Here is an 11314-nt window from a genome sequence, read left to right as displayed (position 1 = left end):
CGAAACCGCAAAGGAAAACAGTTTTTTATTCCGTTTCCCCTGCGACATCGTTGATAAGTTTTTGGTTAGCGGACAGGCGTGTCGACGACAGAACAAAGGCTTTTCAGATGTTCAAATGCGGCATATTCCTTGCCTGATATTGGTGCCCTCGATAAATCCCGTGGCGTAAATATTTCGCTGAGAGGGGAGTATCGTTTCGCTGAGAGGGGGATGTCACGAGCGTGAGACCCGGGTCTCGCCAGCGCGAGAGGGGGATGTAATTGAAAAGAGAGCCCCCTCTGATGGGAAAAGGGATAACAGCTGCATTGAAACCAGCGTGGAAATAAGCCGCTCCGGAGGCGCGTTTCACCTCTTCGGCTTGGGGTCTAATTGATAACCAAACGAGAGCGAGAGGTAATGGTGATTGGTTTCATACCACTTTTCCGTGCGGCTATAGGCTTCAGAACGGCTCATGAAGTTGACTTCCCGGTTGAAAATGTCAGCCATTTCCAAGGCAATTGTGGCCTTGTTTTTCAGGAAACTATAGGCCGTCTTCACCGTCCAAAGCAGGCGATGCCCGTCGAAACCGGCCACATTGCCCGCGCGATAGACATCAATCAGGTTGGATATCAAACGGAACTGCCCCGCTTTCACGGTCGTTTCCAAGCCATAGAAACTCCTTATCGAATAGGAATTGTTGGCCGAAGCCACCGGGTAGCGATAGCGATTATAATAGTATTCGGCGTAAGGACGAATGATCCAGTGCTCGCTTTCATAGGTCACTTCCAACTTATCCGTGAACGAAAGGCGATGAATGGGGTTGAGTTGAAGCGGCCGGCTGAAGTCTTTGGCGAGCAGATAGCCGTGACCTTTCGCCCACTCCACAGCCACGTTGTTGTGCACCCGCCAGTAAACGCCGAGGCCTTGGTCGTAATCCAAACCTGCTTTATAGCTGTTTCCACCCCGCACATTCATGGGTTTGGCACGGTAAACGCCCGTGGCATCGTCATACGAAAAGGCCGTAGTCAGCGGATTGACCGTGTGCTTGTAGTCGAAAGAAAACAGGAGATTGAGTTGCTGCCGTGGGAACATTCGATGGTATTTCAGGCCGAACAAATGGTCATGCTGACGCTTCAAAGCGGCGTTACCGTAGCTGATATAGAGCGGATCGGTGGTGTCTTCGTAGGCCAAAGTGGACAATAATGCAGGCAAGGTCGTCGTGTAGTTCCAACTCAAATCAAGCCCTTCTTTGCGCCCGTTCTTCCATAGCAGTTTCACTTCGGGGCTGAAAACGCTGCTCGTTCTGCGGGCCACGGTGTCGAGACGTCCGCGGTGATAGGTCGTCTTTTCGCTCGTTTCGGTCCACGAAAGCAGGGGTTTCAGCTTCAAACGCTCGGAGAGACTGACGGTGGTTCCAAGCTTCATCGTGTTGTTCCACGCGTGGGTACGCTCACGGAGCGAGTTGGTTTCGTCGACCGTCGTGGGCACGTCGCCCCGTAGTTTCGCGGCGTTGGTGTCGGCATAGAAGTCGTTCCGATGGTTCAAATCGTCATAACCGACGCTGTTAGAGAGGTCTACAAGAAGCTTTTCCCCAAGCCAATAGGAGAGCGAAGCCGTGAGATGCGACTTCCATTCGGTGTCGGGTTTACGGCCATATTGCCACAACTGCGTCTCATTTCCCTGTTGCCAAATGCTCCGGTTATAGTGTTCGCGGCTCAATGCATGGGCAAAATTAGTCGTAGCCTGCACGCCGTAGCTTCCTTTCTGGCCCATGAAGTGCGTCCAATGCAGGTCCAGCTGGACATCGCCCTGCTCTTTTATAGACGATTGATAGCTGCGGTCGCGCATCACAAGATGGTGGTAGAGGTCTGAACCGGGCGCTGCAGCAAAGCTTTCTTCAATGGGAAAGTCGCCGAAACGGTAGGGATTGGTGTCGAAGCGCGCCCGGAGCGTCTCGCTGTGACGGTCGGTTTTGGTGTAACCTACGGCTGCCGAGTATTCAAATTGATTGATAGAATCGGTGTAAAAGAAGCCTTCCGAGAGCAGTTTTGGGGCCAGTTCGTGGCTGTCATAACTGTTGCGGGAGAGCGAAAACGACCGCTCTTGCCCCGGAAGAAAGTAGTCGGTGCTTTCGAAATCGGTCCCCCAACCGTCGCGATGTGCCATACTCGGCCCCACGTTCACATAGTTGTTCGTCCCCTCATCGGTGCCTTTCGTCTCCCAATTATGCTGATAATTGGCCGTGGCATACTGGTTCCGACCATAGTGATCGATGTCCCATGCCGTGTACCATTCGTGTCCCAGTTCGGTAGCTAAGTTCTCATTGTTCAGGTTTCCGAATAACATCACGGGGTTCTTGTCGCTCAATTGGAACGCACGGGCCTCGAGTTTATACTCCCGTTTGGTGCGGACATTGCCAATGGCATAGCCATACCACTTGTCAAGGAAGCCCGGCTTCACTTGTATATCGAGCACTTGTTCGGCGTTACCGTCATCATTTTGCGTGTGTTTGGCCAGCTCCGACTGCTTGTCATACAGCTTTATCTTCTCGGCAACCTCGGCAGGTAACTGGCCCACAAGGCTGCTTCCGCCGAAAAGATCCTTGCCGTTCATCATCAAACGAATGGGCTTTCCGTTCCAAAAAAGCTTGCCGTCGCGTTGCTCAACGCCCGGAAGTTTGCGGATAAGTACGTCGAGTCGGTCGCCATCTTTCAGCTTGAAGGCCTCCGGATGAAACACAACTGTATCGCCAACCATCGTGATTCGCGGCATCTTTGCACTCACTTCGACCTTCTGAAGCATGATGGCTGTGGGTCGAAGAGCTATCGTTCCGATGTTCAAAGTGTCCTTGCTTTCCATGCCATATGCGTATTCCACGCTGCGATGCAGCCGATAACCAATGAACGAAAACGTGAAGACAGTGCGCCCTTCGCGCCACATCTCGAATTTGAAATGCCCGAGGCTGTCGGTCTCGCCCATCCTAATACTGCTCCAATCGTCGCTCTTTGTTTCGGCTTTGACGCTGACTCCGACCAGCGGCCGGCGTGTTTCGGCGTCCACAACAATGCCTTCCACCGTGTCGGCCTGCAAGGACAAGGTCACGTGGAGGCTATAAATGAGCAGCAATATCCTAAGCCATCGTTTCATCTTTCAAAACCATTGATGCGTGTTTTCACTGTTTTCATTCGTTCAGGGTATCGGTTTCACGTCGTTATATCCATGAAAAACCAATACACAAATATACGTATTTCCGATAAAATCAACGTTGTCTTTCTCTGAAATTAAAGAACATTAACTCGTCCACCTTGCACATTTCCGGCGTAACAGTGGGATGCGAATGCCGGAATTAAAGGACGTTAACCCGGCAGATTGGCCTTCAGGCAATTTCAATCTCCGTCACTTTACCTCGCAATATGGTCGGGATTGCATGTAGGGACGCACGGTCCGTGCGTCCGCTCAAGGAGAATGAAATACAAATGCACGATTGTTAGAACGGACGCACAAGCCGTGCGTCCCTACATGCGCGTAAACAATCAGCTTGTTCCCCGTTTACTCGTTAACTGGTCAGCTGGAAAACGGAGCGGACGCACGGACCGTGCGTCCCTACATGCCTCTTGTCAACAGTTTATCTTATCATTTCGCTAATCATAAAAGTCAATGGTCAATGTTCAAAGTTCAAAGTCAAGGTCCTTACATGCATTCGAACGGTTTGCAATCTCAACCATATTGCGCGGTAATCTCAGCCCTTTTAGCGTGTAATATGGCTGACATTGCGCGGTAAAATGGCTGGAATAGGAATGCAGGATATAAGTTGTTGATTTCCAATATCAAAGGCCTTGGATTTTTATTCTCCTAACCGCAAACGGTATATTGATGAAAATCGTAGAATATCCAAACATATTTTATAAATCAATAGGGTTTATTTTCTTTTATATATTCTCTGGCGTTTTTTATATGTCGCTTGCGGTTAGGGGATAAAAGACTTTCATCGGGAGTTATGAAAGGCATTTATCGGAAGAAAACGCAACACCCTTGGCGTTGATCTCTTGCCCGTCGCTTGGTGACAGGGTTGACGTTGCACGCCAACCCTGCCCTATAAACAACGAAACCGCCATGTGGTTTGTTGGTTGCGTACCCATATTTCCCCGCACTTCACTCGCCTTTACATGGAAAACGCTATAAGCATGTAGGGACGCACGGCTCGTGCGTCCGCTTAAACAACCGAATGAAAAAACAAAAGTAAGGCGTGCGTCCGCCCAGGTAATCGAATGAGACAATAAAAGCAAGGCATACGTCCGCTCAAACAACCGAATGAGATAACAAGAGCAAGGCTTCGTTCCTCCCAAGCAACCGAATGAAACAACGAAAACAAGGGATTCGTTCCGCTTGATACAGACAAACAAACGGGTAAACAAGTGGACGAAATTACGGGAAGGCCGAAATGGCGGAGCAATATGCCTTCCGGGGCATCAATTGCGCTGGCCTTTCATGTCGTAAAGGAACGCTTTGGCCGAGCCGAAACGCAGGAACATGTCGAGCCGAATGGGGATATGATTGTCGTCATCAGTCACATAAAAGTCGACAATACGCTTATATTTCTTGTCTTCGAGCTCAAGATAAGCCAGCCGAAGACATTGGTATTTCGTTCCATTGTCGGCTTTTACCGTTGTTCTTCCATCGAAACGGATCTGCGCCGGCGTGCGGTCATCGCCGTCAACAATAGGGAAATTGACCACGAAACCCTCTTTCCAGTTGGCAGGATTAAAGGAACGGGCCCGCATAAAAATGCTCATCATGTCGTAGACACAGTCGTTGTAGCTGTTTCTTGCCCACGAATGCGTGCCATCGTTGTGCATTCGGTGCTGACGCACATGGCATTTGCCGCCACTGTAGCTATAGAACACTTCGTCGACGGTGTAACGCTTCCCTTCGCGGGCTCCTTTGCGGAAGTAAAGCGGCTCCATTTCGAGGCTATTGTAGCAAAGTAGCGTGTCACGCAGCACAAAGAAGTTGTCAAGTCGGCCGTTTCCGCGTGTGGTAAGGCTGCAACGGTAGGCAGGCTTACCCTCATAGCGACTCTGAACGGTGTACATGCCGGCCGTTCCCGCCTTTACCCACAGGAATTTCCAGTTATAATAGAGGTTATAGGACAGTTGTTCGCCCGACTTAAAGGCTGTGTTCCGGAACGTACAATCGCTTCCTTCGCCTGCCATGGCGGGCAAAACTCTCCACAACAGCAGTGCCGCAAAACAGCAACACCTAAGCGCGAGGGTCTTATGATGGGCCATAAGACCGTGCATTCCAAAGGATTTCATTACGTTCATCATATATTTTGGGGATTAAAATGGTCGTTCAAGGGGTGTAGGTGATGCCCAATTGTCGGGCACGCTCGGCATTCCGGCGCTGAATAGTCTTCTGTTTGTCGGCCTTCTGCTTGGTGATTTCGGTGGGTTTCTGCCTGTAAAGTGGCGTAGCCTTCGGGTTCCAAGTTTCCGTCATGTCCCATTTGGCCTTGCATTCTATCTTTCCCGGATAGTAAAAAACAGCCTCCGGTTGGCGGTCTGCAGCGTAGTCTCCCGTGTCCCAAAGGCCATTATGGTTGCTATCTACAAAGAGACGGAGGTAGTAAGTGTCGGGTTTCAGATAGAAAAACTCGGCCTGTCCGTTTGCAGTTTGAGCCTCTTTGACCACGTTGTCGTTGCGGTCGAGCAGCTGAACGACGCAAGACAGACTGTCCATACCATTGAGGGTGACGAGCAAGGTGCCGTATTCATCGTTGCTCTTCACCTTCAATCCCTGTTTGAACTTCTTGGTCACGGCCCCATAGATGTCCGTAAAAGCAGCGCTATCTGCCTCAAGACTATACTCCCGGCCGGGTTTCCATTCGCCCAAAAGCTCGTAGTTCATGCCGTGTTCGAGCGTCTTGCTGCGCACAAGTCGGCCCTCGTCATCGCGTCGGGCAACGGGTTGGAAACGGTAACGTGCCCTATACCAGAGGGTATCTACCTTTGTATAGAGGTGTATCTTGGTTGTGTCTGCGGTGGCAAGTGGCGTGTTGAACTGTATCTGCACGTTCTTGTCGGGGTCGAAATCGGTTGAAGATTTGACGTTGATGGCCAAAGGTTCGCGTGGCATCTCCGTCTCAAAAGGGTCTCCTTTCTTCTTGGCTTTCTCCTGTTTCTTCTGCCATTTCTCGTAAGCGGCCTTCTGTTGTTTCATTCTTCGCTCGTAGGGCTGCTTTGAAAGCACCTCCATCGTGTCGGTATGCTGCACGAGTTGGCCCAAAGAATCGGTCATCAGGTAAGACAGTTCCATGCGCAACGTGTCTTGATTGACCAACGCCGTGTCGCGCAACCAATAGTCGATGCTGTCTTTTCTGACGTTCGGAATGACCACGAATGCATTGTTTTCATTGAAATTCAGGCCCTTTATGCGAGGCAATTCGGCGTTACCATAGCTGAATTTCACAGTGAAATGATTGGCTTCATTGCGGGTGACGCCTTGCAAATAGCGGTTGGTGAGCGTCTCGGTAAAGGCACAAAGCGTCACGTCATCGGGCAGGAAATGCTTGTAACCCACGCGCTTGATGTCGGCAATATGCAGGGAATCGGTCCACAAGGTGTCCTGTCTTGTGTCGTCTTTCACCGACGTTGTGATGATATCATGGCTGAAACCGATGGTCTCACCCTTCTGACTAAAGCGATAATTTCCGTCCATATCCTTCAAAGCATACACGCGATAGCTGCCTTGTTTCACGCCTTTGATGACGAAATGTCCGCGACTGTCGGTCCTTCCGACACGCAACATGGGTTGCTTTTGGAATGCCGAATCGGCCGTGTTTGCATAAAGTCCCACGAGAATGCCCTTGACCGGTTCGAGGTTTTCGGCTGCAACAACGTAGCCAGACACCTCCATCGTGTCGATTACTGCACCCGTAGAGAAGCTGTAAGTGTAGTTGCCGAGCGGGTTACCTTCATTATTGTCGCTGATGGCATCGCTGAAATCAATCGTATAAGTGGTGTTGGCTTTGAGCGAATCCAGCAGCTTTATTTCGATATTTTTGCCTGCGGCTTTGATCTCAGGTGCCTGTAATTGCGGTGGAGAAACAATGACATTCTCGCTCGCATTGTCTATTTTGATGAACTCATCGAAGTTGATTTTCACTTTCCGTGTGCCTACATTTACGCCCTTGTCGGCCGGACTTGCTCCGATAACCCTTGGCGGTTTCTCGTCATACCAGCCTCCGTCGGGATTGCCCATGCGGGCGCAAGAGGAGAAAACCATCAAAACAAATCCCAAAACCAAGGAGAAGCCTCCCCCAATCCCTCTCAAGGAGGGGAGAATAAACAGCGAACGGTTTACTCGGGCTGCGTTTTGGGGTTCCTTAACCCTTGCTATAGCAATGGAATTGAATAGCAAACGGTTTACTGACAGCGTTATTTTCTTTATGTATTTCCACATATCTCTCTTGTTTTCTTTCGTGAGATAAGTCTCAATCCGATAGGCGTTCCCTTCCTTTGGAGGGGCTGTGGGAGGCCTCCATCACCTCTTCTATCACCTTCCGGCTGTTACTCAACCTCGGAATCTTATGCTGTCCGCCAAGCTTTCCCTTGGCTTTCAGCCAGTCGTTGAACTGCCCCGGCCGTGCTTTGATGACCTCGAGAGGCTGCAAGGTGATGTCATGGAAACGCTTGGCCTCATAATCGCTGTTCACTTCCTGCAGTCTTTTATCAAGCAATGCTGCAAATCTTTCGATTGAATCCGGCTCCTTTGCGAACTCAATGAGCCATTGATGGCGACACTTGGCACGGCTATCCATGTAGACAGGTGCAGCCGTATAGTCGCTGATTTCGGCCCCTGTTGCGTGGCAAGCATAGGCTAATCCCTGCTCTGCATTGTCCATGATGAGTTCCTCGCCAAAGGCATTGATGAAGTATTTCGTGCGCCCTGTGATGACAAACTTATAGGGATTCGTGCTCGTGAAGCGCACGGTATCGCCGATAACATAGCGCCACAGGCCGCAACTTGTCGTGATGACCATCGCATAGTTGACGCCTTTCTGCACGCCTTCCAGCGGAACGACCGTCGGATGCTTGCTGTCGAACGTGTCCATGGGAATGAATTCATAGAACACATCATAGTCCGACATGAGCAAAAGGCTCTTGTCTTGCGGGTCGTTTTGAATGCCGAAGAACCCTTCACTGGCGTTATATGTCTCCATATAATGCATCTTTGGGCTCGTAATCAGCTGTTCGTATTGCGACCGATAAGGCGTAAAAGCGATGCCTCCATGGAAGAAAACTTCGAGGTTGGGCCACACTTCTTCAAGGTGTTTCTTGCCAGATAGCTCCATGATACGCACCAAAACGCTCAGCATCCAACTGGGGACTCCCGAGATATTCGTAACGTTTTTGTGAAGACATTCACGTGCGATGCGGTCGCGTTTCAGTTCGAAATCGCTCAAGAGGGCAGTCTTTTTCTTTGGCACTCTCACGAGATTTGCCAACGGATTTATATGTTCTATGAGTATCGAACTCAAGTCTCCAACGAGCGAATCTGCCACATTATAGTTCGGAGAATGGCTGCCCCCAAGGATTAAACTTCGCCCATCAAAGAGACGACTTTCAGGGGTATTGCGCAGGTAAAGCGCCACAACATCCATGCCTCCTGCATAGTGTATGTGGTCCAATCCGGCCTTTGTAATGGGGATAAACTTGCTTTTATCGTTGGTTGTTCCTGAAGATTTGGCAAACCATCTCACGCGTCCCGGCCACAACACGTTGGCTTCTCCGTGGCGCATGCGGTCAATGTCGCCTTTAAGTTCCTCGTAAGTGTTCAGGGGAATGCGGCGTGCAAAATCATCATAATTGCCGGTTTGCATGCCGAACCTGCGTCCGTATTCGGTCTGCCTGCCATGTTCAACGAGTCGTCTCAGCACCTTTTGCTGCATACTCACGCTCTCATTGGCATAGCGTTCCAAATCCTTTTGTCGCGGAAGGAAGAGCTTTCCTACGATATTTGTCAGACTCATGCTTCGTAATTCGATTTATCCTGCAAAAGTAGTTCAATCTTTTGGAATGGCATAAGGATTTGTTCTTTTTTATCTTCTTTTAGGGCTTTCCTCCTCACATGTAGGAAATGAAGTGGAATAAAGCAAGGAGCAGGCCTCTTCCGGTTGCCATCCCGGCCCCTGTTTTTTATTTTTTCATCTTTGCTTTACGGGCTTCTTCGAACAATTTTTGAGGCAGATGGCAATAGCCACTGGGGTGTTTATCGAGATAATCCTGATGATATTCCTCGGCCGTATAGAAGTTCTTGAGCGGCTTTACCTCGACTCTTATCGGACTACCGAACTTCTTTTGCTGCTCAATAAACACTTTATTGATGGTCGGGAGGTCGTTTTTATCGACGTAATAGATGCCTGTTCGGTATTGTGTTCCGCGGTCGTTGCCTTGCTTGTTCAATGATGTTGGGTCGATAGCTTTGAAATAAAGGTCGAGAAGAAAAGCCAAACTGATGACCTTTGGGTCGTATTTCACATGGACAGTTTCAGCGAATCCCGTTCCATCTGTGCATACTTCTTCGTATGAAGGACGCTCGGTATGACCGTTGGCATAGCCCACTTCGGTTTCCTTAATGCCCTCAACTTGCTTGAAATAGTGCTCTGTTCCCCAAAAACAACCACCCGCAAGATAGATTTCCTTCAGCGGGTGAAGCATCTTCAAGTAGGCACCATAGCCCGCTTTCTGCATCTGTTCCTCGGGCACGAAGCGCAGGGAAGCACTGTTGATGCAATAGCGTTGGCCGCCTTTCTCACGCGGTCCGTCGTTGAAGACGTGTCCCAAATGCGCATTACCAAGCTTGCTTCGCACTTCAGTACGCGTCATGCCATGCGTCTGATCGACGTGCATCGTAAGCAGGTTCTCATCTATCGGCCGCGAAAAAGCAGGCCAACCGCAACCCGAATCATATTTATCGGTAGAGATGAAGAGGGGCTGTCCCGTGGTGATATCCACGTAAATGCCCGGTCGGAACTCGTGATCGTAGGCATTGGTAAAGGGCCGTTCGGTGGCAGCATGCTGCGTCACGTCATATTGTTCTTGCGTAAGCATCGTGCGAAGCCGCGCATCATCGGGCCTCACATAGCGGGTGGTGTCGTTGATTTCCATAGACATTGCTTTGTTTTTCGTTTCAGTTTGTCCGTTGCTGTGGCAAGAGAAGAGGAGCAATGCTGCCCACAACGGTAGTAAATTCATCTTTTTCATTGTGCTTGTTTTTAGGGGTAGAATAGTAACTTTCATCTTCCTTGTATATTGATATGAAAGTTCGTAGCTATAAAAGTCTTCTGATTTCTTCCATATCCGGCAAGACTTCACGCAGCATTCTCGGCAGTTCTTTAGAGGTACGGAAGCTGGCTACGCCCATAGGTTTAGACGTATCACGAAATGAAAGTTCTACGATCTTCTCGCTTTTTGACTTACAAAGAACGATACCTATAGACGGATTCTCATCGGGTAACTTCACATACTCGTCTAAGGCAGATAAATAAAAGTTCAACTTCCCTGTATATTCGGGCCTAAAAGCCCCACGTTTCAGTTCAAAGGCAATGAGACTTCGCAACTTTCGTGAGTAGAAAAGCAAATCAATATAGTAGTCGTGACCGTCCACCTCTATGTGATATTGGTTGCCGATAAAGGCAAAATCACTCCCGAAAGCCATGATGAAGTTCTTGATATTTAATATGATTTCGTTCTCTATAACACGCTCATCGGGTTCTTCAGGCTCCTCTATATTAATGAAATCAAGCAGATATTCATCCTTGAATGAGCGTAAAGCCCGTTGCTTAAAGTCCTCATCACGAAGCGTATCCTCAAAGTTTGTCTGTCTAATGGAACCCTTTTTGCGGTAAAGTTCTTCTGTCAATTTATATTTAAGCGTACGAAAACTCCAGAATTCTTCTGCACATTTACGAATATAAAACAGGCGTTCATCAACTTGTTTTACGTTCGCCAAAATGGCAATATGGTGGGAAAAGCCGACCATGAAGAACGCTTCAAGAGGAAAATCGTCAGATACTGTCTGACGGAATTTGTTAAAACAGCCATCTATCAAGCCTACCAAATCGTCAGATGCAATCGTATTGATGGCATTACTCCCCCAACAGGCCTCCCTACTATGCATTGAAATGTAACCGCCAACCGAATAATAAAGGGTCAGAAGTTCCTTGTTGGCATGTTTGGCAGCCTGATATCGGCTTTTCAAAATGGCTTTCTTGATGTCTTTTACAGCCAACAAATAATCTTGTGAGATATGAGAGAGTTCCATAGGGTCATCT

At 49.1% G+C, this 11314-nt stretch carries 6 protein-coding genes; all 6 read right to left on the bottom strand.

From position 1 onward, the window contains the following. Positions 1 to 345: 345 nt before the first annotated feature. The 6 genes from HMPREF9944_RS03245 to HMPREF9944_RS03220 all read right to left on the bottom strand — a co-directional run bounded on the left by HMPREF9944_RS03245 (position 346) and on the right by HMPREF9944_RS03220 (position 11304). Complete coding sequence (locus tag HMPREF9944_RS03245) at positions 346 to 3126, bottom strand: outer membrane beta-barrel protein (RefSeq protein WP_044113291.1); 2781 nt, start codon at positions 3124 to 3126, stop codon at positions 346 to 348. Positions 3127 to 4448: 1322 nt separating this feature from the next. After that, positions 4449 to 5192: a DUF3108 domain-containing protein gene (locus HMPREF9944_RS03240; RefSeq protein WP_155814607.1), complete on the bottom strand. Its 744-nt coding sequence runs from the start codon at positions 5190 to 5192 to the stop codon at positions 4449 to 4451. Positions 5193 to 5331: 139 nt separating this feature from the next. Beyond that, positions 5332 to 7440 (bottom strand): Ig-like domain-containing domain, encoded by a 2109-nt coding sequence (locus tag HMPREF9944_RS03235; protein WP_008564418.1) that lies wholly within the window; start codon positions 7438 to 7440, stop codon positions 5332 to 5334. A 31-nt stretch (positions 7441 to 7471) separates the two neighbouring features. After that, positions 7472 to 9010 carry a GH3 auxin-responsive promoter family protein gene (locus tag HMPREF9944_RS03230; RefSeq protein ID WP_008564417.1) on the bottom strand — a complete coding sequence of 513 codons (1539 nt, stop codon included), beginning with the start codon at positions 9008 to 9010 and terminating at the stop codon, positions 7472 to 7474. 166 nt (positions 9011 to 9176) lie between these two features. Continuing rightward, on the bottom strand, positions 9177 to 10244 hold the full coding sequence (locus HMPREF9944_RS03225) for a bifunctional methionine sulfoxide reductase B/A protein (RefSeq protein ID WP_008564416.1): 1068 nt from the start codon (positions 10242 to 10244) through the stop codon (positions 9177 to 9179). Between the two features lie 67 nt (positions 10245 to 10311). Further along, positions 10312 to 11304 (bottom strand): PDDEXK nuclease domain-containing protein, encoded by a 993-nt coding sequence (locus HMPREF9944_RS03220; RefSeq protein WP_008564415.1) that lies wholly within the window; start codon positions 11302 to 11304, stop codon positions 10312 to 10314. Positions 11305 to 11314 lie beyond the last annotated feature (10 nt).

Origin of the sequence: Segatella maculosa OT 289 (assembly GCF_000243015.1) — a bacterium.
Lineage (GTDB): Bacteria > Bacteroidota > Bacteroidia > Bacteroidales > Bacteroidaceae > Prevotella > Prevotella maculosa.
This window is presented reverse-complemented; position numbering and strand designations above follow the sequence as displayed.

Excerpts from the sequence above, each read along its gene's own strand:
- HMPREF9944_RS03230 (WP_008564417.1), bottom strand. The coding sequence starts at position 9,010 with ATGAGTCTGACAAATATCGTAGGAAAGCTCTTCCTTCCGCGACAAAAG.
- HMPREF9944_RS03220 (WP_008564415.1), bottom strand. The coding sequence starts at position 11,304 with ATGGAACTCTCTCATATCTCACAAGATTATTTGTTGGCTGTAAAAGAC.
- HMPREF9944_RS03235 (WP_008564418.1), bottom strand. The coding sequence starts at position 7,440 with ATGTGGAAATACATAAAGAAAATAACGCTGTCAGTAAACCGTTTGCTA.
- HMPREF9944_RS03225 (WP_008564416.1), bottom strand. The coding sequence starts at position 10,244 with ATGAAAAAGATGAATTTACTACCGTTGTGGGCAGCATTGCTCCTCTTC.
- HMPREF9944_RS03245 (WP_044113291.1), bottom strand. The coding sequence starts at position 3,126 with ATGAAACGATGGCTTAGGATATTGCTGCTCATTTATAGCCTCCACGTG.
- HMPREF9944_RS03240 (WP_155814607.1), bottom strand. The coding sequence starts at position 5,192 with ATGGCAGGCGAAGGAAGCGATTGTACGTTCCGGAACACAGCCTTTAAG.